Annotated in this window: 26 protein-coding genes; 14 read left to right on the plus strand and 12 right to left on the minus strand. The window is 63.6% G+C overall.

The annotated features are described in order from the left end of the window. Window positions 1-37: 37 nt before the first annotated feature. Both PVE73_RS09685 and PVE73_RS09690 read left to right on the plus strand, forming a co-directional pair. Complete coding sequence (locus PVE73_RS09685; RefSeq protein WP_277366734.1) at window positions 38-1,786, plus strand: iron ABC transporter permease; 1,749 nt, start codon at window positions 38-40, stop codon at window positions 1,784-1,786. Further along, window positions 1,786-2,850 (plus strand): ABC transporter ATP-binding protein, encoded by a 1,065-nt coding sequence (locus PVE73_RS09690; RefSeq protein ID WP_277366735.1) that lies wholly within the window; start codon window positions 1,786-1,788, stop codon window positions 2,848-2,850. Before PVE73_RS09685 ends, PVE73_RS09690 begins: the two co-directional genes overlap by 1 nt. 485 nt (window positions 2,851-3,335) lie before the next feature. On the opposite strand, the gene clpS is transcribed toward PVE73_RS09690, so the two are convergent. Both clpS and PVE73_RS09700 read right to left on the minus strand, forming a co-directional pair. After that, window positions 3,336-3,641 (minus strand): ATP-dependent Clp protease adapter ClpS, encoded by a 306-nt coding sequence (gene clpS / locus PVE73_RS09695; RefSeq protein WP_277366736.1) that lies wholly within the window; start codon window positions 3,639-3,641, stop codon window positions 3,336-3,338. Window positions 3,642-3,988: 347 nt separating this feature from the next. Beyond that, the gene (locus PVE73_RS09700; protein ID WP_277366737.1) at window positions 3,989-4,204 is read right to left on the minus strand and encodes a hypothetical protein; all 216 of its coding nucleotides are present in this window, start codon (window positions 4,202-4,204) and stop codon (window positions 3,989-3,991) included. A 339-nt stretch (window positions 4,205-4,543) separates the two neighbouring features. Here PVE73_RS09700 and PVE73_RS09705 point away from each other — a divergent pair, with 339 nt between their 5' ends. The 4 genes from PVE73_RS09705 (at window position 4,544) to PVE73_RS09720 (ending at window position 8,071) form a co-directional block, all read left to right on the plus strand. Continuing rightward, window positions 4,544-5,764 (plus strand): NAD-dependent epimerase/dehydratase family protein, encoded by a 1,221-nt coding sequence (locus PVE73_RS09705; protein ID WP_277366738.1) that lies wholly within the window; start codon window positions 4,544-4,546, stop codon window positions 5,762-5,764. Between the two features lie 38 nt (window positions 5,765-5,802). Then, the gene (locus PVE73_RS09710; protein WP_277366739.1) at window positions 5,803-6,621 is read left to right on the plus strand and encodes a glycosyltransferase; all 819 of its coding nucleotides are present in this window, start codon (window positions 5,803-5,805) and stop codon (window positions 6,619-6,621) included. Beyond that, the gene (locus PVE73_RS09715; protein WP_277366740.1) at window positions 6,618-7,541 is read left to right on the plus strand and encodes an NAD(P)-dependent oxidoreductase; all 924 of its coding nucleotides are present in this window, start codon (window positions 6,618-6,620) and stop codon (window positions 7,539-7,541) included. The genes PVE73_RS09710 and PVE73_RS09715 overlap by 4 nt, the downstream gene beginning before the upstream one ends. A 137-nt stretch (window positions 7,542-7,678) precedes the next feature. Then, window positions 7,679-8,071 (plus strand): acyl-CoA thioesterase, encoded by a 393-nt coding sequence (locus PVE73_RS09720; RefSeq protein WP_277366741.1) that lies wholly within the window; start codon window positions 7,679-7,681, stop codon window positions 8,069-8,071. A 9-nt stretch (window positions 8,072-8,080) separates the two neighbouring features. Here PVE73_RS09720 and PVE73_RS09725 read toward each other — a convergent pair whose 3' ends face one another. Further along, window positions 8,081-8,443, minus strand: coding sequence for a helix-turn-helix domain-containing protein (locus PVE73_RS09725; RefSeq protein ID WP_277366742.1), 363 nt, complete (start codon window positions 8,441-8,443; stop codon window positions 8,081-8,083). A gap of 135 nt (window positions 8,444-8,578) precedes the next feature. Between PVE73_RS09725 and PVE73_RS09730 the strand changes: the two genes are divergently transcribed. Further along, window positions 8,579-9,178 (plus strand): NAD(P)H-dependent oxidoreductase, encoded by a 600-nt coding sequence (locus tag PVE73_RS09730; RefSeq protein WP_277366743.1) that lies wholly within the window; start codon window positions 8,579-8,581, stop codon window positions 9,176-9,178. Between the two features lie 82 nt (window positions 9,179-9,260). On the opposite strand, the gene PVE73_RS09735 is transcribed toward PVE73_RS09730, so the two are convergent. The 6 genes from PVE73_RS09735 to PVE73_RS09760 form a co-directional block, all read right to left on the minus strand. Further along, complete coding sequence (locus PVE73_RS09735; RefSeq protein WP_277366744.1) at window positions 9,261-10,577, minus strand: hemolysin family protein; 1,317 nt, start codon at window positions 10,575-10,577, stop codon at window positions 9,261-9,263. 77 nt (window positions 10,578-10,654) lie between these two features. Next, window positions 10,655-11,422, minus strand: a complete 768-nt coding sequence (locus PVE73_RS09740; RefSeq protein WP_277367402.1) for an extensin family protein — start codon at window positions 11,420-11,422, stop codon at window positions 10,655-10,657. A gap of 132 nt (window positions 11,423-11,554) precedes the next feature. Continuing rightward, complete coding sequence (locus tag PVE73_RS09745; RefSeq protein ID WP_277366745.1) at window positions 11,555-12,160, minus strand: extensin family protein; 606 nt, start codon at window positions 12,158-12,160, stop codon at window positions 11,555-11,557. Between the two features lie 121 nt (window positions 12,161-12,281). After that, the gene (locus PVE73_RS09750) at window positions 12,282-12,707 is read right to left on the minus strand and encodes a DUF3775 domain-containing protein (protein ID WP_277366746.1); all 426 of its coding nucleotides are present in this window, start codon (window positions 12,705-12,707) and stop codon (window positions 12,282-12,284) included. A gap of 80 nt (window positions 12,708-12,787) precedes the next feature. Beyond that, complete coding sequence (locus PVE73_RS09755) at window positions 12,788-13,675, minus strand: DMT family transporter (protein WP_277366747.1); 888 nt, start codon at window positions 13,673-13,675, stop codon at window positions 12,788-12,790. Between the two features lie 115 nt (window positions 13,676-13,790). Then, on the minus strand, window positions 13,791-14,915 hold the full coding sequence (locus PVE73_RS09760; protein WP_277366748.1) for a PQQ-dependent sugar dehydrogenase: 1,125 nt from the start codon (window positions 14,913-14,915) through the stop codon (window positions 13,791-13,793). A gap of 270 nt (window positions 14,916-15,185) precedes the next feature. Between PVE73_RS09760 and greA the strand changes: the two genes are divergently transcribed. The 5 genes from greA to PVE73_RS09785 all read left to right on the plus strand — a co-directional run bounded on the left by greA (window position 15,186) and on the right by PVE73_RS09785 (window position 19,713). Beyond that, window positions 15,186-15,659, plus strand: a complete 474-nt coding sequence (gene greA / locus PVE73_RS09765) for a transcription elongation factor GreA (RefSeq protein ID WP_277366749.1) — start codon at window positions 15,186-15,188, stop codon at window positions 15,657-15,659. Window positions 15,660-15,667: 8 nt separating this feature from the next. Next, window positions 15,668-16,756, plus strand: a complete 1,089-nt coding sequence (locus PVE73_RS09770; protein WP_277366750.1) for a glycosyltransferase family 4 protein — start codon at window positions 15,668-15,670, stop codon at window positions 16,754-16,756. Beyond that, on the plus strand, window positions 16,753-17,511 hold the full coding sequence (locus tag PVE73_RS09775; protein ID WP_277366751.1) for a glycosyltransferase family 25 protein: 759 nt from the start codon (window positions 16,753-16,755) through the stop codon (window positions 17,509-17,511). The genes PVE73_RS09770 and PVE73_RS09775 overlap by 4 nt, the downstream gene beginning before the upstream one ends. Before the next feature lie 661 nt (window positions 17,512-18,172). After that, window positions 18,173-18,874 carry a glycosyltransferase gene (locus tag PVE73_RS09780; RefSeq protein ID WP_277367403.1) on the plus strand — a complete coding sequence of 234 codons (702 nt, stop codon included), beginning with the start codon at window positions 18,173-18,175 and terminating at the stop codon, window positions 18,872-18,874. Between the two features lie 62 nt (window positions 18,875-18,936). Then, a complete protein-coding gene (locus tag PVE73_RS09785) occupies window positions 18,937-19,713 on the plus strand; it encodes a glycosyltransferase family 25 protein (protein ID WP_277366752.1) in 777 nt (258 codons plus the stop codon). Window positions 19,714-19,751: 38 nt separating this feature from the next. Here the strand turns inward: PVE73_RS09785 and PVE73_RS09790 are convergent, their stop codons facing one another. Further along, window positions 19,752-20,225 (minus strand): Lrp/AsnC family transcriptional regulator, encoded by a 474-nt coding sequence (locus tag PVE73_RS09790; protein WP_277366753.1) that lies wholly within the window; start codon window positions 20,223-20,225, stop codon window positions 19,752-19,754. Between the two features lie 259 nt (window positions 20,226-20,484). On the opposite strand from PVE73_RS09790, the gene trxB reads away from it, so the two are divergent. Both trxB and PVE73_RS09800 read left to right on the plus strand, forming a co-directional pair. Then, window positions 20,485-21,459 carry a thioredoxin-disulfide reductase gene (gene trxB, locus PVE73_RS09795; protein ID WP_277366754.1) on the plus strand — a complete coding sequence of 325 codons (975 nt, stop codon included), beginning with the start codon at window positions 20,485-20,487 and terminating at the stop codon, window positions 21,457-21,459. 41 nt (window positions 21,460-21,500) lie between these two features. Further along, entirely contained in the window at window positions 21,501-22,391 is an 891-nt protein-coding gene (locus PVE73_RS09800; RefSeq protein ID WP_277366755.1) for a LysR family transcriptional regulator, read from the plus strand. A gap of 351 nt (window positions 22,392-22,742) precedes the next feature. On the opposite strand, the gene PVE73_RS09805 is transcribed toward PVE73_RS09800, so the two are convergent. Further along, the gene (locus PVE73_RS09805; RefSeq protein WP_277366756.1) at window positions 22,743-24,749 is read right to left on the minus strand and encodes an elongation factor G; all 2,007 of its coding nucleotides are present in this window, start codon (window positions 24,747-24,749) and stop codon (window positions 22,743-22,745) included. A 209-nt stretch (window positions 24,750-24,958) separates the two neighbouring features. Further along, entirely contained in the window at window positions 24,959-25,894 is a 936-nt protein-coding gene (locus PVE73_RS09810) for a bifunctional helix-turn-helix transcriptional regulator/GNAT family N-acetyltransferase (RefSeq protein ID WP_277366757.1), read from the minus strand. Between the last annotated feature and the right edge of the window lie 113 nt (window positions 25,895-26,007).

Below are 26,007 nucleotides of genomic sequence, written 5' to 3' on the forward strand. Positions count from 1 at the left end.
CCCCCATTTCCGCTGAACCACGGAGACGGCCAGTACCATGACATTGGTCTCAAGCTCGTCCTCGCAGAGGGACACCAGCTTCGCCGGGGCCGGCGCACATGTCGCATGGTTTCGCCGGCTCCAGCCAAGCGGTCTGTTGTGGATCGTTCTGGCGGCCATTCTTGCCGTGCTGATCGTCGCGCCCGTCGGCATGCTGGTGATGAAGAGCTTCACCCACCCCGACTCGGGTGGGTTCACCATCCAGAACTATATCGACGCCTATGGCAAGGCGCGGCACGTGCAGGCATTGGTCAACACGCTCTACATGGGTGCAGCGGTCGTCGTCTTGTCGTTGCTTTTCGCGGTTCCGCTCGCATGGGCGTGCACGCGAACCAACATGCCGGGGCGCAATCTGATCCGTTTCGGCATCTTCGGCGCCTTCGTCATGCCCCCCTATCTCGGCGGCGTCGGCTGGATCCTGCTCGCGGGCCCTAACTCCGGCTGGTTGAACGTGGCCTGGCAATGGCTCACCGGCGGCACCGAGTCCATCGTCAACATTTTCAGCTTTCCCGGGCTGGTGCTGGTGATGGCGATCAACACCTACTTCACCATCTTCATTCTCGTGAGCGCCGCCTTCGAGATGATCAATTCGGAGATGGAGGATGCCGCCAATATCCTGGGCGCGGGGCCGTTCACCACGGCCATGAAGGTCACCCTGCCGCTGGTGCTTCCATCGATACTCGGCAGCGCCCTTCTGACGTTCCTCATATCCATTGCCCTTTACGGCGTGCCGGCGCTCATCTCCATTCCCGCCCGGTTTCCCGTCGTGGTCATCCAACTCTCCGAGTTCTTCAGCTTTCCGCTACGCATCGAGGTGGCGGCGGCCTATTCCATTCCGCTGCTTCTGATCACGGCCGGGTTGCTGACACTGCAGAAGAAGGTCCTGTCGCGCAAGGGCTATACTGCGGTGAGCGGGAAGGGGGGCGAGCGGCGCATCGTGAATTTGGGGAAATGGCGCTGGGCGGCGTTCGCCTATAGCCTCTTCGTGGTCATGCTCTCGGTCATCATGCCTCTCCTGGTCCTGGTCATGGCCGCGTTCAGCAAATCATGGGTGGGGGGGCTCTCGCTCGACAATCTGACGCTGCAGAATTTCCACTACGTTCTGTTCGAGCATTCGAGTTCCCAGAAGGCACTGGTGACTAGCCTGGCCACCGGTGCGGCTGCGGCGACCGCGGCCATCCTGCTTGCGCTCGCCATTGCCTATATCGTGCAGCGGCGCTTGCTGCCCATGAGCGAAGTGCTCGCCTTCCTCAGCATGTCGCCCTTCGTCATTCCCGGCATCGTGCTGGCGATCGGCTTCTATGCGGTCTACGCGCTGCCGCCGGTCGGGCTTTATGGCACATATCTGATCCTGATCCTCGCGTTCACCACGCGCTTCCTGCCGGTCGCCTATACGACCAGCATGGCCGGCGTGCGCGCAATCCACCCCGAGATGGAGGAAGCCGTGCGCATTCTCGGCGGCGGCAGGCTCGTCGCTGTCCGCAAGGTGGTCGGCCCTCTCCTGAAACGCACGCTCGCCAGCGGCTGGCTGCTCATCTTCGTTCCCGCTGCGCAGGAACTGTCGACCGCCGTCTTCCTCGTCGGGCCGAACACGCGCGTCGTTTCGGTGGTGCTCCTCGATATGAGCGAGGAGGGCCTGCTGGAGCGCCTGTCGGCGCTTGGGAGCGTGCTGCTTGTGATCATCGTTGCCGTCATGGCCATAGGCGTCCGCTTCCTCGGGCGCGACTTCATGTTGAGGAGATCGTGATGGAAGGCCTCGTGCTCAGCGGTCTTGGCCGCAGATTCGGCGATGTCGACGCGGTGCTCGATGTCGATCTCGCACTAAAGCCGGGCGAATTCGTCTCCCTTCTTGGGCCTTCAGGCTGCGGCAAGACCACCACGCTCAGAATGATCGCCGGCTTCATCGATCCAACCAGCGGCTCCATCTCGCTCAACGGAAGCGTCCTTTCCGCGCCCGGTGGGTCCCTGCCGCCGGAGAAACGCGGCATGTCCATGATCTTCCAGAGCTATGCCATCTGGCCGAACATGACCGTTGCGCAAAACGTGGCATTCGGCTTGAAGCTGCGGAAGCTTCCCGCCGAGGAGATCAAGAGGCGCGTCGGGGAAATTCTCGAAGTGGTCCAGTTGAACACCATGTCCGGGCGCTATCCATCGGAACTGTCGGGTGGGCAGCAGCAGCGCGTGGCGCTTGCAAGGGCGGTTGTGGTCCGCCCCGCCGTTCTCCTGCTCGACGAGCCGCTGTCCAACCTCGATGCGAACCTTCGTGAAGAGATGCGGTTCGAGATCAAACGCATCCATGACGAGTTCCGCATCACATCCGTCTATGTCACCCACGACCAGGGCGAGGCGATGGTCACCTCGGACCGCATCGCCGTGATGAATCAGGGTCGCATCGAGCAGGTGGACGCGCCATACGCGCTCTACACCAAACCCAAGACCCGTTTCGTGGCCAGCTTCATCGGACGCACGAATTTCCTCATCGGCCGCAAGAAAGACAACACCGTCGATTTCGAGGGCTTTTCGGTTCCAAGCGCCTTGCTCGATGTTCCGGCCGGCGCCGACAAGGAGGTTTCCGTGTCGATCCGGCCGCAATCCTTGAAGCTCTGCGGGAAAGAACCTGACGCTTCGGATCACGTGAAGCTCAAGGGAAAGGTGGTGGAGCGCGCATTCATGGGGGAGACATGGGACTATATGTTCGCAGGCGAGAACAGTATCCGGCTGCGGGTCGTGGCACCTCCCTCAGACGTCTTTCAGATCGGTGCGGAAACCTGGGTGCAAATGGATCCCAGCCAGATCGTGCCGATTTCATAGCGGGGTTGCCTGAGCGTCAAGGTCGGCTTGTGCAGCACGAAGCCGTGTCTCGGAGCCGGTGCGGATCGGGATGAAAGGGGCCGCGCTTTCCACTCACGAGGGGGCTCGATCGAGGAAGGCGCGGCCGCCGCAACCAGACTGGGCGTGAGGTTGCGGATGCCCCGCTCCCTGCATCCGAGGGGGCCCGGATTGCGGAGAACGCGGCAAGCGCCGTTGGCCTGCGGGGGCATCACGGCGCACGCCTGCGCCTGCGTTTTGCGGAACGGACAGGTGCAGACGTGGAGAGACGCTGATGCAGTGCGCTCCCCATCGTGTTTATATCAGAAAAATGAGGCTACGTTTCAAAAAATCTGGTCACTCTGGGGGGTAGACCGCGATTGTAAACAGCAAGGTGCAGTCTGCTGCTTCCGCCCGGTCGTCCATATCTGTCGTCACCGGAAACGATCGCGCGGAACGGCGACGGCCAGGGCGTGGCCGCGCCTTCCTCATTCTTCGGGTTCCGTGGTGAAAAGAAGCGGGTAGCCCTGTTTCCGGCCTGCGTCGGTCGCCCGCGTGGCCTTCGTCTCGGCGACATCCTTGGGGAAGACGGCGACCACGCAGGTTCCGCGGCGATGCGCCGTCATCATGATGCGGTAGGCCTGGTCCTGGTTCACGCGGAACTCAGCCTTCAGCACCGTCACCACGAATTCGCGCGGCGTGAAGTCGTCATTGACGAGAATGACCTTGTGCAGCTTCGGCCGCTCGGTCTTCGTCCTGGTCCTGGTCTTCGGCGTAAGGGCGGTGTCGCTCATCGGAAAAGCGCCGTACGGCGCCCTCGAATAGTCGATCGTTCAGGATCGTCGAAATGTCGCATGGAAAGCGCTCGGCGTCCACACCCTCGCCGGAGGGTCAGTCAGTCCAGCGATCCCAGCGCCGATCCGTGCGACGCTCAACCCGGTACGGAGGTGGCGAGGCACAACCGCGTTGCAGGAAATCGTGCAGCAGTGCCTTCCGCGCCGTTTCCCGACAGGATCGCGCAGCAATTGGCGAGAAAAGGGCGTTCCGTTTTCCGATCGAAGAGGAGTAGTCCGATTGCAGACGAGGCATATGCGCCCGCTGTCGAGACAGGCGCATCAGGCCTGCGGAGCGGAATCCGCTGCTATGCCGCGCCATCAAGCCCGGCGTGGACGAGGCCGAGAGGGGTGCGCTGGCCCATGGCCCAGGAGCGCATCACATGGCTCGCCACGCGCTCGCGGCCCGCAAAATCCGCGCGCTCGATGCCGAGCTCCTCGCAGACGGCTTCCACCGCGCTGTGGATTTCCGCCATGTCCTTGGCGTCATAGACGCCGGACTGAAATGTCGTTGACGGAAGCATCTCCGTCTCCTTCCCTGTCTGGCGCAACGGCCTTGCCGCCTGGGTCTCGGCGGCTTCCAAAGCGCCTTCGCCGCTTTCCCTCTGACGGGGAATGGCATCCTTCAACAATGATGCACGATTATGGCGGATGGATGAAGTTTGATTCGGCCCGAGGCGCCGTCAAGTAAAAAATGAACTCGGGATGTGGCGCCGCGACATCAAAAGATTTGTCGGCTAGTCCCAATCCGTGTGCACCAGCCAGCCATGCCTGCTTTTCAATCCGCTTTCATACGGGCATAGAATTCCTGTCACAAATGGCGGATAAGCGTCCTTAACGATTGGCGACAAGGGTTCGATTCGATGAAGATTGCTGTTCTCGGCGGTGACGGTTTCGTCGGCTGGCCGACCTCCCTCCATCTCTCCGCGCGGGGGCACGAGATCCATATCCTCGACAATCTCTCGCGCCGCTGGATCGACACCGAGCTCGGCGTCCAGTCGCTCACTCCGATGGACTCCATCCAGGAACGCACGCGCATCTGGCACCAGGAGACCGGGCGCCGCATCCGCTTCCATCTGATCGACCTTGCCAGCGACTACGAGATCCTCAAGCGCTGGCTGGCCGAGCACCGGCCCGACGCGATCATCCATTTCGCCGAACAGCGTGCCGCGCCCTATTCCATGAAGAGCGACCGGCACAAGAACTACACCGTCAACAACAACGTCAACGCGACGCACAACCTGCTCAACGCGCTGGTGGAGATCGATCTCGACGCGCATCTCGTGCATCTCGGCACTATGGGGGTCTACGGCTATTCCAGCGTCGGGGCCGCGATCCCCGAAGGCTACCTGCCCGTGGGCGTGGAGACCCTTTCGGGTGAGACGGCCATGCAGGAGATCCTGTATCCCGCCAATCCCGGCTCCATCTATCACATGACCAAGTGCCTGGATCAACTCCTGTTTCAATTCTACGCCAAGAATGACGGTCTGAGGATCACCGATCTGCACCAGGGCATCGTGTGGGGCACGCACACGCCCGAGACCAGGCTGCACCCGCAGCTCGTCAACCGCTTCGACTATGACGGCGACTACGGCACGGTGCTCAACCGTTTTCTCATCCAGGCGGCGATCGGCTATCCGCTGACGGTGCATGGCACTGGCGGCCAGACGCGGGCCTTCATCCACGTTCAGGACTCGGTCCGGTGCGTGGAACTCGCGCTCGGCAATCCGCCGAAGCGCGGCGACCGCGTGAAGATCTTCAACCAGATGACGGAGACCCATCGCGTACGCGATCTGGCGGAGCTCGTCGCCCGCCTGACGGGCGCCAAGGTCGCCTACCTGCCCAATCCGCGCAAGGAAGCGCCCGAGAACGATCTGGTGGTGAGGAACGAGCAGTTCCTGCGACTCGGCCTCAATCCCACCACGCTGGAGGACGGGCTTCTGGCCGAAGTCGTGGACGTGGCGAAGAAGTTCGCCTACCGCGTCGACCGCAGCCGTATCCCGTCCGTCTCCGCCTGGACCAAGGACATCGCGCCCACGCTCGATCGCGATCCGGAGGGCAAGCGGCTGAAGAGCGTCGGTTGAGGGCGGGGCGGAATGTTGCTGCATAGCCGCGTTTGCTCATGAACCAAGCCCGGCACGCCTATGTCACCCTCGTCACCAATGCCGATTACGCCGTGGGCGCGCTGGCGCTGGTGCGCTCGCTCCAGCGGACAAGGACCGACGCCGAGATCGTCGTCATGCACACGGGCGGGGTGGACGCCACCGCGCTGACGCCGCTGGCATCCCTAGGCGCGCGGCTCGTCGAGGCGGAACTGCTGCCGACGTCGGAAGCCTTCAACGAGCGGCACCAGCGGGTAAGGCTTCACGCCGATGCGCCTTTCACCAAGGGCAACAAGCCCGCCTTTCACACGCCGCTCGACAATTTCGCCAAGCTGCGCCTCTGGCAGCTCACGGAATACGAGCGGGTGGTCTTCATCGACGCGGACGCGATCGTGCTGCGCAATATCGACCGGCTGTTTTCCTATCCGGAATTTTCGGCAGCACCCAATGTCTATGAAAGCCTGGCCGACTTTCACCGGCTGAACTCCGGCGTGTTCACCGCCCGGCCATCGGAGGCGACCTTCCGGTCGATGCTTGCCGTCCTCGACCATCCGGAAGCCTTCTGGCGGCGCACGGACCAGACCTTCCTGCAGAGCTACTTTCCCGATTGGCACGGCCTGCCGGTCTTCTTCAACATGCTGCAATATGTCTGGTTCAACTTGCCCGGGCTATGGGACTGGAAGTCGGTTTCCGTGGTGCACTACCAGTACGAGAAGCCGTGGGAGAAAGACCATCCCAAGGCGGACAAGCTCAAGCCGCTCATCGACCTCTGGCATGCATTCCATTCCGGCGAGGGCATTCCCGATCTGAACAGTCTTGAAAATCCGGCAGGGTCATGAGCACGCCGCGCACGGTCGTTTCCGGCGGCACCGGCTATGTCGGGCGTTTCATCGTCGAAAGTCTTCTGGCGGCCGGCCATGACGTAACGGTCATTGGCCGCCGCCCGCCGGCCGATGGCTTCTTTTCGAAGCCGGTGCACTTTGCGTCGCTTTCGCTGGAGCCGGAGGCCATCACATCCGCGCCTTTCGAAGGGGTGGATTTCTTCGTACACGGCGCCTTTGACCATGAGCCGGGCAAATATCGCGGCGGCGAGGGCAACAATCCTCAGGGCTTCCGACGGCGTAATCTGGACGGCAGCGCGGCCCTGTTCGCTGCGGCGAAGACGGTGGGGGTGCGCCGCACCGTCTTCCTGTCGAGCCGTGCGGTTTACGGTTCGCACTCGCCGGGCGTGTGGTTCAGCGAGACGGTCGAGGCGCGGCCGGATACGCTCTATGGCGAGGTGAAGCTTGGGGCGGAGCAGGCCTTAAGCGCTCTCCGCGGTCCAGGCTTTCAGGGCGTCAGCCTGCGCGTGACCGGTGTCTACGGTCCCGGCGGGCCGGGACGCCCGCACAAATGGACGGGGCTCGTTGCCGACTATCTCGCCGGGCGCGAGATCGCGCCGCGCGCGGGCACCGAGGTCCACGGGCGTGACGTGGCGGCGGCTGTGCGGCTGGTGTTGGAACTGCCGACGCCTGACGATGTGATCCTCAACGTCTCGGACCTTCTGGTCGACAGGCGCGACATCCTGGCGATCGTGAAGCGGGAGCTGGGCTCTTCGCATCCCCTTCCGGAGGCTGCCGACAAGGGAGCGGTGAACGCCATGAGAACCGACCGGCTGGCTGCGCTTGGCTGGCGGCCCGGCGGCAGGAAGCTGCTTGAGGAGAGTATTTTGGAGCTGTTGGAATCATGCAACGTTTCCGTCAGGCGCCCGAGTGGTTGACACGGCTCACCATGACCGCGCGGGCCTCACTTCGAGAAAATGATTAAACGGCTTCAGAAAATGATTCAAACTCCTGACGATTCGATTCCGGCAAAAGTCCTAAGTCATTGAAATAAAAATTCGATCAGAGGTTCGCGATGTCCGAGACCCCCGCCGCGCCGCAAGGCGATCTCACCCTTCGCACTCCGGCCATGCCGCGCGACGCCAATGCGGCGGGCGATATTTTCGGAGGGTGGGTGATGGCGCAGATGGATTCGGCGAGCGGCATCCGCGCGGCCGAGCGCGCCCGGGGCAGGGTGGTGACGGCCGCGGTCAAGGAGATGGCGTTCGCCAAGCCGGTGAAGATCGGTGACACGCTCTGCGTCTACACGCGCATCCAAAGGGTCGGCCGCACCTCGATCGTGCTGAAGGTCGAGGCCTGGGCGCAGCGCTATCTTTCGGACGTGATGGAGATGGTCACCAGCGCCGACTTCGTCATGGTCGCGCTGGATGCGACGGGCCGCCCCACGCCGGTGCCGCCCGAGGCCTAAGCGGCGCCTTCACACCTGCTGACGGTCGAAACGTGTCCTTGCCTCCTCGATGCGGTAGCGGTTCTCGACCACCCATTCGCCCAGCGCACTGATCGGCACCAGAAGATCGCGGCCCAGATCGGTGAGGCTGTAATCCACCCGCGGTGGGATCGTGGGATAAATCGTGCGGGTGACAAAGCCGTCGCGTTCCAGATTGCGCAGCGTCGTCGTCAGCATCTTCTGCGAAATGCCGTCGATGGCGCGGCGCAGCTGGTTGAAGCGCATCGTGCCGTTGCCGAGTTGCCGCACCACCTGCATGGTCCATTTGTCGCCCACGAGGCTCAAGAGCTCGTGGACCGGACGGCACGCATCATAATTGCTGGATTCGGCCACTGCCGGGGCTTCCTCGGCGCGGGCAGTCGACTCCAAGTGACCGGGTTTCAAAAAAGTGCCTCCTTGTGCGGCGTTTCTGGTTTCCAATATAGCGTCGGTATCCTTCTTATACCATCCCTGGAGAGGACAGACATCATGACGAAGCTGAAGACCGGAATCATCGTGGGTTCGACGCGCGAGGGCCGCTTTGCCGACAAACCGGCCGAGTGGATCCATGACTTGGCAAAGGAGCGGAGCGAGTTGGAAGTCGAGTTGATCGACCTGCGCGATTACCCGCTTCCCTTCTTTGAGGATGCGGCCTCTCCTGCCTACGGACCTTCGCCAAACAAGATTGCACAGGCCTGGCAGGCCAAGGTCGCCTCCCTTGACGGTTTCATCTTCACCGCCGCCGAGTACAATCGCGGGCCGACCGCCGTGCTCAAGAATGCGCTCGACTATGCGTATAGTGAATGGAACAACAAGCCCGCGGCCTTTGTCGGCTACGGCGGGGCAGGAGGCACGCGCGCGGTCGAGCAGTTGCGGCTCCATGCGATCGAGCTGCAGATGGCGCCGATCCGCACCGGCGTCCACATCATGCTTCCGGACTATCTGACGGTCCTGCGCGGAGATAAGGCGCTTGCGGAGATCGAACATCTGAATGAGGGCGCGCGCGGGATGCTCGATCAGTTCATCTGGTGGGCGCAGGCGCTGAAACGAGCGCGGGTCGCTAGCGCCGAAGCATCCAAGGCGGCGTGATCGGGCAATCGAAGGACAAAGCCGGGTCTGGAGGCCGTCAGGACTTGCCTGCGGCGCCGCCCAGCCGCAGTCCCGGAAGCCTCTAGTCCCAGCCGACGTTTTCGATGCCCGCCGACATGTCGGTCTTCGTCGCCAGCACCCGATCGATGCGGCGACCGTCCATATCGACGATCTCGAAGCGCCAACCCATGGCGTCGACCTTCTTGCCGGTGGTCGGAAGTTCCTGCGTGTAGGAGAGAAGGAAGCCGGCCAGCGTGCTGTAGCCGCGATCCGCGGGCAGCTTGAGGTCGAGCCGGTCCGCCATCTCGTCCGCAGGCATCAGGCCCGGCAAAAGCCAGGAGCCGTCGTCACGTTGCACCACGTCCGCTTCGCCCTCCTCGACATCGGCCCGGAACATGCCGGCGATGGCGCCAAGGATGTCGGCGGGCGTGATGATCCCTTCGAAGCTGCCATATTCGTCGTGGACGAGCGCCATCGGCACTTCCGCCTGGCGAAGCGTGGCGAGCACGTCGAGGGCGTCGGCGAAATCGTGCACGATCGGCGCCGGAAGAACGAAGGCGCGCGGATCGACCGTTTCCTGGCTGAGATAGGCCACCAGGATATCGCGGGTCTTCACGGCGCCGACCAGCCGGTCGGCTGAGCCCTCCGCCGCCGGCAGGCGCGTATGCGGTGTTTCGCGCAGGGTCTTCTCGATGATTTCGGCCGGGGCATTGAGGTTCAGCCAATCCACTTCGCCCCTGGGCGTCATGATGGCGCGCGCGTTGCGGTCGGCCAGCCGCATCACGCCGGCGATCATGTGCCGTTCTTCCGTCTCGATCGTGCCGGTGTGCTCGGCCTCCGCGATGAGGGTGCGGATCTCCTCGTCGGTCACGCGGTGCGCCTCGTCCCTGTTCTGGCCGAGAAGCGCGAGGACGCCGCGGCCGGAGACGTCGAGCAGCCACACCAGGGGGAGGGCGATCCTGGCGAGCATGGCCATGAAGGGGGCCACCCTGGCCGCGATCGCCTCGGAGTTCCTGAGGGCCATCTGTTTCGGCACCAGCTCGCCGATGACCAGCGAGACATAAGTGATCAGGGCCACGACGAGGCCCACGCCCAGAGGATTGGAAATGCCGGCAGGAACGCCGAGGTCCGTGAGCCAGCCGGACAGCCGCACGCCGATGGTGGCACCCGAAATCGCACCCGAAAGCACGCCCACAAGGGTGATGCCGATCTGCACCGTGGAAAGAAAACGGCCGGGGTCCGCCGAAAGCTCCAGGGCGCGTGCCGCGCCGCGGTCTCCATCGTCGCGACGCACCTTGAGCCGCGCCGATCGGGCGGAGACGACCGCGAGCTCCGACATGGCCATGAAGCCGTTGAAAAGGATGAGGATGAAGAGAACCGCGAGTTCGACAAAGAGCATTGATGGGCTCGGGCTGGATACATTGTGGCGGAGCAGAGACTGCCCCGCGTCAGGATATGCGATTGCGCGCGGTCCCGCTACCGGCAGGCGCGATAGCCGTTCCGGCGCGCCTTGATGTCGAAATGGAAGTGGTCCTTGTGGTCGGCATCGTAGCCGGGGCCCAGCACCGTCGTGAAATAGTCGCATCCCTCCGCGCGGACCGTGTTGAGCAAACCGCGCTGGCGGAAGGCGAAGAAACCTGGCCGGCGCACATCGATCTCGCGGCCGTTCTCGAGCGTGACGCTCATGATGTCCAGCGCGTTTCCCTTGGAATGCTCGGAGGCGACGCTGGTGCCGCGGATGCGGCGGCAGGAATAGCTGGAGCCCTGACGTATGGTGCCGATTCCGGACAGATACCGCCTGCGGGCGGCCGGGGCGAGCTCGTTCCTGGTCCAGCGGGCGACGGTCAGGGCCATCTGGCACGTGAGCGTCGCCGCCGGCTTCAACGTGATGTCACCGGAAAAGCCGCTCACCTCGACAGGATGGTCGATGCGGCATGCGCCGCCGTCGTCGATGGGCGCCAGATCGCGATAGGTGACGCCGAGCCGCTGCAGTTCACGGCGGCATTCCGCCTCCTCGGCAGGCATGACCGTTGCCGCCGGCGCCTCCGGCAGCGTCACCATGGGATAGCTCATCATCATGGGGTTGGAAGGGACGAGGTTCTGCAGACCGCCGCCGGTGACGGCGGCCGTCTGCATGCCGACATCCACCTCGGGGCGCAGCACGCCGTCAACCGAGCAAGCCGAAGCGGCAGCGAGCGTCAGAACAGCAAGCGCGCCTCTTGCAACCTGGGGCAGGCGGAGCAGTCGCGGACGCGGCCGCTTGCACTCGAACACGCTACGCTTCTCCGCTCGGCTCGTCGGTCGAAACGAAGCTAACGGAGAATGGTAAATGAAAACTCAGCGGGTGCGTTGAAACCTATGGCGGAAATGGGGCGCTCACCGGCAATAGGGCGTGCGCCGTTCCTTGATGTCGAAATGGAAATGATCCGCATGGTGGGCGTCGGTACCCGGGCCGAGAACCGTGGAAAACGGACCGCAGGCAGCAGCACGCAAATCCTTCAGGAATCGCGCTGCCTCTCCGCGGCCACCATGGTCGCGCACCTCGATCTGCGTGCCGTCGGCGAGAACGACACCCGAGACGTCGAGCGCCTTGCCGAACGCATGCTGCGAAAGGTCGTCAGCCCCGTTGATCGGCCGGCAGACATAGCCGGACGCTTGTTCCACGGTTGCGATGCCCGTGCCGAAATGCTTTTCCGCCAGTGTCATGCCGGCGGTCTGGAAGAAGCGGGCAGCCGCCAGCACGGTGCCGCAGTCGAGCGTGGCAGGCGATTCGATACGGATCGCTCGGGAAAGGCGCGCCACTTCGATCGGAAAGGGCAGGGAACAGCCACCCGGCGCTGCGACGGCAGGTGACTCCTTGAACTTCACCCCCAGCTTGCGAAGCTCCTTGCGGCAGGCCCTCTCTGCTGCCGGAAGACCGTCCGGCGCGGGCCTCGGGACCGGTGTTTCCTGCCGCAACGCGTCTGTGCGCGATTGCGGCACGGGCGCCTCTCCGGGCAATTCGATATCTCTCGCGCTTGCGATTCCGCGAAGAGGCACAGGCAAGCGAGACCGGAAAGCCTGGACAGCGGCGGGGGAACGGCCATTGGCGGGGCGGCGGCGGTCAGGCGCCGATGGCTGCGAGCCCGTCTTCGAGCCAATCGCCCAGCATGGGGACGCTGAGCAGATAGCCGGCGACGCGCTTGTTTACACGCGGGCGCGCATCGGCCACTGCCTGTGCCCATTCCTCGGGCTCATAATCGCCGCGGCCGATCCATGCGATGGCAATCAGTTCCGCCACCTCGTCCACATTGAGATCCGCGACGAGTTCGCGGAATTCCTCTTCGGTGAGATTCTCCTCCTCCTCTTCCGCCAGCCCGTCGTGATTGTGCTTCTCGCGTGCATCCGAGCCGAGCTCTATCTCGTGCTCCTTTCCGTCCTCGTAGTCTTCGTTCACGGCGGCGCTCAAGGCGCGTGCCTTCTCTGCAAGGAGGCGCACCGTGTCGACGCCGATCGAAAGTTCCCATTCCCTCTCCACGGGGTCCTTCATGTGGATGCTCCGCAGCCTGTGGTCGCGCCATCATAGCGCATCCTTCACCGGATGCATGCGGCGGAATTGGGACCGGCCGTTCAGGATGCCGCGCGCCGTGCCCGCAGGGCAGGGACCAACTCCACCATGAGGATGGCGGAGAGGATGAGGGCGCAGCCGGCCAGACCGGCGGAAGGCAGCCTCTCGCCCAGGAAAACGGCGCCGAACAGAGCGGCGAAGACCGCCTCGGTCGAAAGGAAGATCGCCGCCTGGGGCGCGGTCGTGTAGCGTTGTCCGATCACCTGAAGCGTGAAGGCAATGCCGCCGGAGAAGATGCCGGCATAAAGGATTTCCGGCAGCGCCATGGTGATCGCAGGCACCTCCATGGGCTCGACGGCGAGGGCAACAGCAAGGCCGATTGCGCCCGTCACGGCAAACTGCATCACCGCCAGCGTGACCGGGCGGCCCGTACCGGAGGCGGCGCGCGCGATGAAGAAGACCTGGAATGCCCAGCAGAGAGCGCAGAGGATCGTCAGCCAGTCGCCGGGCTTCAGCGCCACCGCACCGCCGCCGGATAGCAACCATATGCCGGCCAGCGCCGTCAGCGCCGCCGGCCAGACGATGACATGCGGTCTCTGGCGGAAGACGAGCACGCCCAGGAACGGCACCATCACGACATAAAGTCCGGTGAGGAAACCCGAATTGGTGACGGTGGTGGTAAGCAGCCCCACTTGTTGCGCCGCCATGCCGAGAAAGAGGATGACGCCGATCCAGGCGAAGCCACGCCAATCGGCGGCGGAAAGAGCATTCTGTGCCCGCTTTCCCTCGCGCAGCGCGAAGGGCAGCATGAAGATACACGCGATCGCGAAGCGCAGGCCGATGAAGAGGAACGGGCCGATCGCCTGCATCGCGGTCGACTGGGCGACAAAGCCCATGCCCCAGATGGCACCGGCAAGGAGCAGAAGGATGTTGGCCTGGAGGCGGGTCACTCGAGAAGATCTGCCGTTTTTGTCGCGCAGGTCATAGCAGACGCAACCGCGCGCGCACGCGGGGCCAACAGGAACTAAGATATGGGCCAGGAAGCAGCCGGCCCTCGCGCTGCTGCTACTCGGCGCGGGAAATGCGGATGATCTGGCCGTTGTCCTCATCCGTCAGAAGCCAGACCGACCCGTCCGGGGCCGCCGCCACCTCGCGGATACGTCCGAAGGCGCCCTTGAAGAGGCGCTCCTCGCCGATGATCTCGCCCGTGCCGTCGCGGTCGAGACGGGAGACGAGCTCGAAGCTCAGCGCACCGACGAGGAAATCCCCCGCCCATTCCGGGAACATCGACCCCTGGTAGACGGCCATGCCGGAGGGGGCGATGGAGGGATCCCAATAGTATTTCGGCTGTTCGTAGCCCGGCGCCTCCGTCCCGCGCCCGATCCTGCCGCCGGAATAATGACGGCCATAGGAGATCACGGGCCAGCCATAGTTCTTCCCGGCCTCCGGCTGGTTCACCTCGTCGCCGCCGCGTGCGCCGTGCTCGACGATCCACAGCGAATCCGTCACCGAATCGAAGGCGGCGCCCTGAGGGTTCCGGTGTCCGATCGACCAGATCTCCGGGGCGGCGTCTTCACGCCCCACGAAAGGATTGTCTCGCGGTATGCTGCCGTCGGGGTTGATGCGCAGGACCGAGCCGGCAGGGTCGGAGGCGTCCTGCGCGCGGGATCTGTCGCCGCGCTCGCCGATGGTGAAGAAGAGCGTTCCATCCGGCGCATGGACGATGCGTGAACCGAAATGCTGGCTTCGGCTCGTCTTCGGTTCGAGGGTGAACAGCCTCTGGACGTCCTCGAGCCGGGCGCTGCCGTCCTCGCGGACGAGCGTGGCGCGGGCTATGGCGGTGCCCGCGCCGCCTGCGCCGGGCTCCGCATAGGAGAAGAAGATGGTGCCCGTTTCCTCGAAATCGCGCGCGGCGATCACGTCCAGGAGCCCGCCCTGGCCGAAGGCCGCCACCTGGGGAACGCCTTCGACCGGACCGGAAAGCGCGCCATCGGCGAAGATGCGCATCCTCCCCGGGCGCTCGGTGAGGATGGCGGCGCCGTCGGGAAGGAAATCGACCGCCCAGGGATGTTCGAGTCCTTCCGTCAGGGATTCGGCACGCAGTCGCATCCCCTCCGCTTCGAAAATCTGCGCCTGCGCTCCGGTCGTGATGACGGCCGTTGCCAAGGCGGATAGGGCAAGTCTCCGCATGTCGGTCTCCGTTGCTGATGCACCCCGCTCCATTCACATAGGTTGGCTGCGCCTTCATCCAAGTCACAGCAAGCACCCGCGCGATGCGGCGCCGGCCCTCGCCGGTGGAAATCCTGCGCCAAATAAAAATTCGCGTGAAAAAGCGGACGACATTGCTATATTTCGCTGGAGTCGAACGAAGCGGTTCCGTGGCCTTGGCTTTCGGACCGTTTTCTTTTTGTGTGCCGCCGCGACCAGAAGCGGCACATGAGGTCAGGAAGGTGGTGTGAAATGAACAAGGTCCCAATGACCCTGGCTGGACACGAGTCGCTCAAGGAAGAGCTGCGCTGGCGCCAACAGGAAGAGCGGCCGCGCATCATTGAAGCGATCGCGGAAGCCCGAGCGCACGGCGACCTTTCCGAGAACGCCGAGTATCATGCGGCCAAGGAAGCCCAGAGCCTCAACGAAGGCCGCATCGGCGAACTCGAGGACCTGATCGCACGGGCCGAGGTGATCGACGTGACCAAGCTTTCCGGCGACACGGTGAAGTTCGGCGCCACGGTCGTGCTCGTTGACGAGGACACGGAAGAGGAAAAGACCTACCAGATCGTGGGCGACCAGGAGGCTGATGTGAAGTCCGGCCGTATCTCCATCTCTTCGCCCATCGCCAGGGCGCTTATCGGCAAGGGCGTGGGCGATTCCGTCGAGGTCAACGCACCGGGTGGCGCACGCGGCTACGAGGTCGTGCGGGTCCAGTACGGCTGAGACGCATCATGGCCGCTCAAGCCGGCCAGGCTGCCGCCGCCGGCCCGATCGACATGCGGCGGGTGGAGGTGGTGGCGCCCAATCTGAAGCGCCGCCTCTCCGGCGTCACCAGCACGATCGTCCAGCTCGTGCCGCTGCAGGCGCGCGAGCTTGCCATCGTCACGTTCGGGCCGGGCCTTCCGGCGGATCTTCCCAGGATGCGCTGGTGGCAGCTCCCCGCGCTGCTGGCGCGGCCCGAGCGGAAGCCCTTCCGCATCTGGCATGCCCGCCGCAACACCGAAATGGTGGCTGGCCTCGTGCTGCGCGACGTCTTCCGCGCGCCGCTTCGCCTGCTGTTCACTTCGGCCGCGCAGCGCCGTCACAAGCCCTTCACGCGCTGGCTCATCCGCCGCATGGATGCGGTAGTGGCAACCAGCGCGCGCTCCGGCTCTTTCCTCCAGGTGCCGCATCGGGTGATCATGCACGGGGTCGATACGAAGCTCTTCCACCCGCCGCGCGACCCGGAGGACATATGGGCGGCAACGGGCCTGCCGGGGCAGTACGGGATCGGCTGCTTCGGTCGCATCCGCCACCAGAAGGGCACGGACCTCTTCATCGATGCGATGATCGAACTCCTGCCGCGCTATCCGGATTGGACGGCGGTGATTCTCGGCCGGGCAACGGCGGAGCACCACGCCTTCGCAGAGGACTTGAAGCACCGCGTGCACAAAGCGGGGCTGTCGCAACGAATCCGTTTCCTTGGCGAGGTGCCGGACGTGCGGCCATGGTACCGGCGCTTGAGCCTTTATGTGGCGCCCTCGCGCAATGAGGGCTTCGGCCTCACTCCGCTCGAAGCGATGGCATCGGGTGCCGCCGTAGTGGCAAGCGATGCGGGCGCCTATGCCGAGCTGATCGTTCCTGAACAGACTGGCATGGTGGTGCCGGCGGGTGATGGGGCGGCCCTTTCCGCGGCCATTGAGCCCTATCTGGCCGATCCAGCCCTTGCGGCGCGGCAGGGAGAAGCCGGGCGCGCGCATGTCGCGGGCCGCTTCGCGCTTGCCGGCGAGGCCGCGGCACTTCGCGAAGTCTATGAAGACCTTTGGGAGAGGGGGCGTTGAGGGCTGCCGCCTTCATCATCCATCTCGCGCGGGCGCGTGGGCGTGCGCCGCAGGTGGAGCGCCTGCGCGAGGCCCTGCCGATGCCCGTCACCGTGATCAATGCCATTGACGCCGAGACGCTCTCGGACGCGGAGATCGCCCGCACTTACAGGTCGAGGCTACACCGGCCGTATTATCCGTTTTCCCTGCGCAGAACCGAAGTCGCCTGCTTTCTCTCGCATCGCAGGGCGTGGCAGATGGTCATAGAGCACGGGCTCGAGGCCGGGCTGGTCATCGAAGACGATGTGGAACTGCTGCCGCAATTCGGGAATGCGCTGGATCTCGGGCTCGAACGCGCTGCGACGGCGGATTTCCTGCGCTTTCCCAAGCAGCCGCGGGAGCACGGTGAGGCGCTGGCGCAGGCTGGTGAAAGCCGGCTTTTCGTGCCACGGATGGTGGGACTCGGGATGCAGGCCCAGCTTGTCGGCCGCGAAGCGGCGCGCAGGCTTCTCGCCTTTACCGACGAGTTCGACAGGCCTGTGGATACGGCTATCCAGATGCGCTGGCTGCACGGCGTTCGAGTCTTGAGCTCGACGCCGGTTTCCGTCCGCGAAGTGGCGGCGACGCTTGGCGGGACGACTGTGCAGAGGAAGGGCAAATCGCTAAGCGAGACCCTGGGGAGGGAGTTTCACAGGGCGCGTTATCGGTTTGCAGTCAGGGCAACCGATGTTCTAAAGAGCCGGCAGAAGCCGGGAGAGTCGATTCCGCATGGCTAAGAAGAAAAAGAGATTGTTCATCGTTGGCAACGGGCCACTGCTCTTCGACATGACGGAACGCGTGAATGCCAGCGATCACGTCGTGCGCTTCAACGAGCCTAAGACCTCCTTCGGAATGAGCGGCACCAAGACGAACTGGTTGTTCGTCTCCAACACCGGCAAGCCGATGGAACGGCGATTGAAAAATCCCGATTATCCCACCTCGCCGATCGTGCAGGCGGCAGAACTCGTCTTCCTGGTCAATCACCCGATCACGGTGGAAAAATATCTTCAGAAGCCGAAGCTGCTTTCCCGCCTCAAGGGACGTCGTGCCGAATATACCTGGGACGGGCTGATGATGTATGGCAAAGCTGGTAAGGCTGTTGCCGTTCTGCCGCCAAGCTTCTACGAAGCGAGCTGCCGCGATCTGGGCATAGAGCCTGAGGATTCGACCAAGCAGCGCATATTCCCAAGCACCGGATATGTCGGTATTCGATATGCGCTGGAAAGGTTGCCCGCGGATGAGTGGGACGTCGAGATCGCAGGCTTCAGCTGGCAGGGCTGGCAGAAGCATGCCTGGGATCACGAGCGGGCCTGGATCGAGCGGATAGTCGCGGAACGCGACATTCGCGTTTGGCCTTCAAAGAACGACACGAGACGCAGACATTCGCAAGGAGGGATGATGGAAACGAAGCTCGACATCTATATCGGCTGGGATTCCCGCGAGCCGATCGCCTATGACGTTGCCGAGAAAACGATCCTGGATCGCGCGAGCGTTCCTGTCGAGGTGCATCCGATCAAGCTTTCCGACTTGGTGGAAAGGGGCGCGTATACGCGCGAGATCGATCCGCTCGCGTCCACCGAGTTCACCTATTCCCGCTTCTTCACGCCGTGGCTTGCCGGCTACAAGGGCTGGGCGCTCTTCTGCGACTGCGACTTCCTGTTCCTCGACGATGTGGCGAAGCTGCTCGAATACCGCGATCCTTCCAAGGCCGTGATGTGCGTGAAGCACGATTACACCCCGAAGGCCACCGTGAAGATGGACGGCAAGGTGCAGACCACCTATCCCCGCAAGAACTGGTCGTCCTTTATGCTTTTCAACTGCGAGCATCCTTCCACGAAAACCCTGACACCGGAGGTGATCAACCGCGAGACCGGCGCGTACTTGCACCGCATGCAGTGGGCGAAGGACGAGGAAATCGGCGGCATCCCCGAACGGTGGAACTGGCTCGAGGGCTGGAGCGAGAAGCCGGAGAGCGGCACGCCGAGTGCGGTCCACTTCACCAACGGCGGACCCTGGTTCAAGGACTGGCAGGACGTCGATTATGGCGATCTGTGGCGCGCGGAGGCGGACAAGATCGATCCGAACTGGAAGCCGATTTGATGCTATCGGTGCCACTGGTGGCGTGACCGGTGCGAACGAAGGTCCAGCCTGCTGCATTCAAGATGAAGCTCTTCCTCATCAATCTCGACCGGCGGCCCGACCGCCTACGGCGCATGACGGAGATCCTCGACGGGCTTGACCTGCCGTTCACGCGTATCCCTGCGGTAGACGGTATGCAACTCTCGATGGGCGAGGTGCAGCGGTGGGGGAGCTTACCCCCAGGCGCTACGGCTTGCTTCCTGAGCCATAGGGATTGTTGGAAGCGGGTTGTCGACGAGGCGCTTCCCCATGCAGTCGTCCTGGAAGACGATTTGCATTTAGCGCCGGATGCGGCTTCTCTGCTTTGCCGTGGGGACTGGGTCCCAACGGAGGCTGATGTTGTGAAGCTGGAGACGAGACTTTGCCGCACTCGTGTTGATAAAGGCGTAGCAGCCGTCATCAGCGGCAGAAGCCTTCACCGGCTCAGAAGTAGCCACATGGGTACCGGAGGATATATCGTTGCCCGGAAAGGGGCGGAAAGGCTGCTCGCACTGAGTGAACGCCTGGAGGTTCCGGTCGATCATTTCATGTTCAATTCAGGATTGTCCTCGGCAACGTCTCTGACGACGTTCCAACTGGTCCCGGCTGTTTGTGTTCAGGATTCCTATATAGGGCGGCCGTCCATGGTCCTCGGCATCGAAAGCGACCTGCTTGACGAAAGGCCGCCTGTCAAACCGCGGGGGATCCGCAAATTCTGGCGGGAGCTAAAGAGGCCGTTTTTGCAGTTTTCAGGGTTTGTCCAAAGAGGAGCATCGGTCCTTTTGACGGACAAGAAGTGGGTGTTCGTGAAGTTTGCCTGAGCCGCCGCATTCCTGATGCTGGAACGTGCCATGTCGGCTTACCCGATCGCCACCAGTCCCTCGTCCTTCACCTGACGGATCGTCAGTGCGGTGCGGACCGTATCGACATTGGGCGCGGAGGTCAGCTCCTCGATCACGAAGGTCTGGAAGGTGCCGAGGTCCGTCGCGACGCAATGCAGCATGAAGTCCGAATCGCCGGAGACCATCCAGGCGCGGCGCACGATGGGCCAGTTGCGCGCCCGCTCGGCGAAGGTCCTCAGCTCCGCCTCCGACTGATGCTGCAGCCCGACAAGGCAGAAGGCGACCACGTCGAAGCCGAGAGCCGGACTGTTGAGGAGGGCGCGATACCCCTTGATGACACCGCTCTCTTCCAGCTTGCGGACCCGGCGCAGACAGGGAGGCGCAGAAATGCCCACCCGGCTCGAGAGCTCCACATTGGTGATGCGGCCGTCCTTCTGCAACTCGCGAAGAATTTTCCAGTCGATGGCGTCAAGGTCGGCCTTCAATGGCATGCGGGAGCCCCTTTGCGCCGTTCGCGCACGAATCTGTCGCAATTGCGCAACAAATTTACGTCAAGCTGCGGCCGCCGCCAAGGGAAGATGCGCGGGAGAGAGGATTTCGCGCAGCCAACCTGTTCCGGAAAGCGCCTCCGTTCGCCCGCAACCTGTTGGAAAACCTTTCTTCGCCTTGCGCAAAGGCGTGTGGAATACTTAGATCAACCTGGCTGTGTGTCCCGCATACGGCCCCGAACGCATGAAAGGACGCGATGCCATGACCACCCGCCACGCACCTGTTCTGATCATCGGATCGGGGCCGGCCGGCTATACGGCCGCCATCTACGCTGCACGCGCCATGCTGAAGCCGCTGCTCGTGGCCGGCCTGGAGCAGGGCGGGCAGCTCACGATCACCACCGAGGTGGAGAATTATCCCGGCTTTGCCGAACCCATCCAGGGGCCGTGGCTGATGGAGCAGATGCGCCTGCAAGCGGAGCATGTGGGCACTGAGATTGTGAACGATCTCATCGTCGAAGCCGATATCAAGGCGAGGCCGTTCCGGCTCAAGGGCGATTCCGGCACGGTATACACCTGCGACGCCCTGATCATCGCCACCGGCGCCAAGGCGAAGTGGCTCGGCCTGCCTTCGGAGAAGACATTCATGGGCTTCGGCGTTTCCGCCTGCGCCACGTGCGACGGCTTCTTCTACCGCGGAAAGGACGTGGTGGTGATCGGCGGCGGCAACACCGCCGTCGAAGAGGCGCTTTACCTTGCCAATCTGGCGAAGCGCGTGACCGTCATCCACCGCCGTGGCGAGTTCCGCGCCGAGCGCATCCTGCAGGAGCGGCTCCTGCAGAAGGAGAATATCGAAGTCATGTGGGATACGGTGGTGGATGAGATCGTCGGCGAGACGCCGAAGCCGCCGCTGCCACCCTCCGTCACCGGCATCCGCGTGCAGGACGTGAAGACGGGCGAGGTACGCGAGCTTCCGATCGACGGCGTGTTCGTGGCAATCGGCCATGCGCCGGCGGTCGAACTCTTCGAGGGCAAGCTCAAGCAGAAGCCGAACGGCTATCTGTGGACCGAGCCGAACTCCACATGCACGGATGTGCCGGGCGTCTTCGCCGCCGGCGACGTGGCGGACGATGTCTATCGGCAGGCGGTGACCGCGGCGGGTCTCGGCTGCATGGCGGCGCTCGAAGCCGAGAAATATCTGGCGGAACTGGAGATGCACCGCGAAGCCGCGGAATAGAGCCTCTTCGGTTGACGCCTTAAAACGAGGGGAACTCGGCGTTGGACTGGGACAAGCTACGTGTTTTCCATGCCGCTGCGGCGGCGGGATCTTTCACGCATGCGGCGGAGACGCTGCATCTGTCGCAATCGGCCATTTCGAGACAGGTGAGCGCGCTCGAGCAGGAACTCGGCGTCAGCCTCTTTCATCGCCATGCGCGCGGCCTGGTGCTGACCGAGCAGGGCGAGATGCTCTATCGCACCGCGCATGAGGTGCTGATGAAGCTCGAGACGGTGAAGGTCCGCCTTTCGGAGGTCAAGGACAGGCCTTCAGGCGTGCTGCGGGTCTCCACCACGGTCGGCCTGGGCAATGGCTGGCTGACGGAGCGGCTGCCGGAGTTCGGCGAGCTCTATCCGGATATCCAGCTCCAGCTCATCCTCGACAACGAGGAACTGGACCTCACAATGCGACAGGCGGACTGCGCGTTGCGGATGCGTCAGCCGCAGCAGCCCGACCTCATCCAGCGCAAGCTCTTCACGGTGCATTTCCATCTCTATGCTTCGCCGGCCTATATAAACCGCCATGGCAAGCCGAACTCGATCGACGACCTCGACCGGCATCGAATCGTCATCTTCGGCGAAACGGTGCCGCCGCATCTCAGCGATATGAACTGGCTGGAAACGGCAGGGCGACTCGACAATTCGAAACGCGCCGCGGCACTGCAGATCAACAATATCCTGTCGATCAAACTGGCCGTCCAGCGCGGCGCCGGGATTGCCATCCTTCCCGACTATGTGGTGGGCAGCGAAAGCGGTCTGGTGCAGCTTCTACCGGAAACCGATGTGCCGTCCTTCGATACCTATTTCTGCTATCCCGACACCATGAAGAACCAGGCCAAGCTGCAGGTTTTTCGTGACTTCCTGATCTCCAAGTCACGCAGCTGGAGCTACTGAAGAGGGGCAGTTTTTCGAGGGTTGCAAAAATGCATGGCTGGGATGCAAAATCCCGCGGTTGTTATTTGAGCAACCATTGCTCATATCTTGATCACTCGCTGGGGTGCGTTCTCCTCCCATTAGCCCCCGGCGAGTGTTCCCCTCTGGAGGTTTCGCCTTAAATGGCACTTCCAACAACTGGGCCGGATCTCCTTGATCCGGCTCTTTTTTTTGCCTGCAGTTCAGGAGTTCCGCAGCGCGTCTTTCCGAACGCATCTGCTGGCGGAGCCGGGAATCACGCGGATTGCTTCCCGGCGACCTTTGCCCCTCGCGCAGGCGTCGATGTCGGGCCAGATCGGTTCCGCGCGCCCCTTAGGCGGCCTTGCCGCGGCTGTTCAACGCGTCATCGGCCAGCCGGCCGGTCAGTTCGGCCATGTGGTCGAAGGAGGCGCGATAGCTTGCCGCGCCCGCGGTTGCCGAGCGCAGTTCGACGATGAGGTTTCCCATTTCCGCCTCGGGCACCATGGCTTCCACCATGTCCCATCCAGGCCAGTCCGTGCGGGTGTTGAACCCGAGAATCTGCCCGCGCCGCTGCGACATGATCGCCGTCACGCGGGCGGTGGCATCCGAAGGGGTGTCCACCTCGACCTTGAGGACCGGCTCGAGCAGGACGGGGCTGGCGGCGGCCAGTCCTTCCTTCATGGCGAGGCGTGCTGCCTGCTGGAAGGCCATGTCGGAAGAATCCACCGAATGGTAGGAGCCGTCTGCCAGGTTCACGGCGATATCCATCACCGGGAAGCCGAGGGGGCCTGATTTGAGCGAATCGCGCACGCCCGCTTCCACCGAAGGGATATATTGCCTGGGCACCACGCCGCCGGTGATGGATTCGGTGAATTCGAAGCCACTGCCCCGGGGAAGCGGTCTTATATCGAGGACGACGTCCCCGAACTGGCCGTGACCGCCGGATTGCTTTTTGTGGCGGCCGCGCTGCGTGACCGGCTTCCGGATCGTTTCGCGATAGGGGATGGAAGGGGTGCGCATCTCCACTGCGACCTGGTATTTGCCCTCCAGGCGTTCCCTCGCCATGCGCAGGTGCATCTCGCCCTGGCCGCCAAGGACTGTCTCGGCCGTGTCCTGGCTCTGTTCGATCACGAGGGAGGGGTCTTCCTCCAGCAGCTTCTGCAGTGCCGTGGAAAGCTTCACTTCATCCTTGCGGTCGCGCGGGCTGACGGTCATCGCGAAGACCGGCCGCGGAGGCGTCGGCTTGGCAAGCTGGTCGGCCGGTCCCTTGGAGGTGGAGAGGGTATCGCCGGTGCGGGCGCCGTCGAGCTTGCCCAGCGCAACCGTCTCTCCCTCCTCGGCGGAGGCAAGCTTGGTCTGCTCGCGGCCGACAAGCCTATAGACACCCGAAACCCGCCCGGCACCCGGCAATTCCGTCCCGTCGGAAATGCTGCCGGACAGCACACGGGAGACGGAGATCTTTCCTCCGTGGCCGGTGTGGATCGTCTTCATCACCTGCAGCGTCGTGCCGTCGCCGCCGTCGAGACCGAGCCGCTTGCGGGTCTCCGTCACGTCAGGCACGTCATGCCGGATCGCCTTCAAGAGCCGTAAGATTCCGTTTCCCCGTTCCGCCGTGCCGATCAGGACGGGCGTGACGAGGCCGCTGCGCAGGTCCGCCGCCAGGTCGTCGAAAACCGCGTCGCGCGGCGGCTCGATCTCCTCCAGCAACTGTTCCATCAATTGGTCGTCGTGGTCGGCCAGGGTTTCGAGCATCGAGAAGCGCGCCTCGAGCTCGCGCGCCTTTTCGTCGTCGGGAATGGGGGCGATCTCGCTTTCGGCGTGCTCGCGGTAGATGTAGGCGCGTTCCAGCGCCAGATCGATCGAGCCGACCACGACGCCGTCGCTGCGCAGCGGGATGTGGCGCAGAAGCAGCGGTACGCTGCTTGCCGGCTGCAGGGTCTTCAGCATCTCGCGCACACCGGCCGCGCTCTTGTCCATCTTGTTGAGGAACAGCAGCCGCGGCACGCCCATTTCGTCGAGCCGCCGCAGGATGAGCTGCAGCATCGGCAGCTTATGATCGTCAGCGTCCACCACGACAACCGCTGCGTCGGCGGCGGCGAGCACCGGGGCGGCCTCTCCCGCGAATTCCACGGAGCCGGGGCAATCGACGAAGGTGATGCTCTCGCCCATGAAGCTCATGGTGGCGAAACTCGCTTCCACGCTCATGGCATGGTTCCGCGTGTCCGGGCCGTTTTGTCCCGTGTTCTGGCCCGTGCGCGCCAGAACCGCATCGAAAAGCGTTGTCTTACCGCTGGCGAGAGGGCCGAGAATGGCGATGCATTTCGGCCCTTTGTATCTCTCTCCGGCTCGGTTGCCCATGTTGCCGACCTCCTCTCACGCGTCCTCCCATGAGCGGCGGCCGGCCCCCTACGACCGTCGCACTTGCCTGTGCCGTGCGACGGCATCAGGAAGGGCCATCGTCACACGGGTTGCGGCTGCGGGCAAGGGGAGAAACGCGCGCCGAAAAGGAGAAGACGGCTTCAGGCCACCGGGGGCGGCAGGCTTGCTTCGCGCAGAGCTGCGCGCGATCACAGGTCCAGTTCCCAGGTCTGGCCGACGAGATCCTTTCCGAAGGAATGATGGCGTTCTTCCGCGACGAGCCTGAACCCGGCTGCCTGATAGATGCGGCGGGCAGAGGCAAGGATGTCGTTGGTCCAGAGCATGAGCGTCCTGTAGCCCTTGCCGCGGGCGAAGGTGATGGACTCACCGACGAGACGCTGGCCGATGCCGAGGCCGCGGGCAACGGGTTCCACATAGAGCAGCCGCAGCTTTGCAATTTCATCCGACTGCCTGACCACGAAGACCGAGCCGACGATCTCGCCGTCCCGCTCGGCGATCCACGCGGCTTCGTGGCGCGGATCGAATTTGCGCACGAATTCGCTGAGGATCTGAGCGACCAGCGCTTCATAGGTCTCGTCCCAGCCATATTCCTGATGATAGAGCAACCCTTGGCGGTGGGTGATCCAGCCGAGATCGCCGACCCGCAGCGGGCGCAGAAGATAGGGCACCCTGGGCTCGGGCACCGTTCCCAACAACCGCTCGACCGTGTTCATGGCGCTCACGAGCCTGTCGCGTTCGCCCGCGGGCAGGGCGGCAAGCAAGCCGGCAACCTGTTGCCGCGACGCCTCGTCAAGCGGTTCGAAAGCGTGCCGGCCCTTGTCCGTCAGCGTGAGCAGCGCCTGGCGTGCATCACTGGGCGACGGCCTCCGCTCCAGCAGGCCGCGCTCCTCGAACTTTCTCAGAATGCGGCTCAAATAGCCGGCATCGAGGGCCAGTTCGCTGCCGAGATCAGTGGCCGTAAGGCGGTCACGATGCGCAAGTTCGAAGAGGATCCGCGCCTCCGTCAGCGAAAACTCGCTCTTGAGCAGGCCTTCCTCGAGCAGGCCGATCTGGCGCGTGTAGAAGCGGTTGAAGCGGCGGACGGCGGAAACCTGTTCGTCCGCGGGAACTCGGGTATGACGCATGGCAAATGTCCTCCATTGCCATTGTCAAACACATATTTGACTAAGTCAAGTAAATCGCTGCTGTAAAGAAAAACCGCCCCGGCTTTTGCCGAGGCGGCATTGAAGACGCTGCC

Source organism: Chelativorans sp. AA-79, from assembly GCF_029457495.1.
GTDB lineage: Bacteria > Pseudomonadota > Alphaproteobacteria > Rhizobiales > Rhizobiaceae > Chelativorans.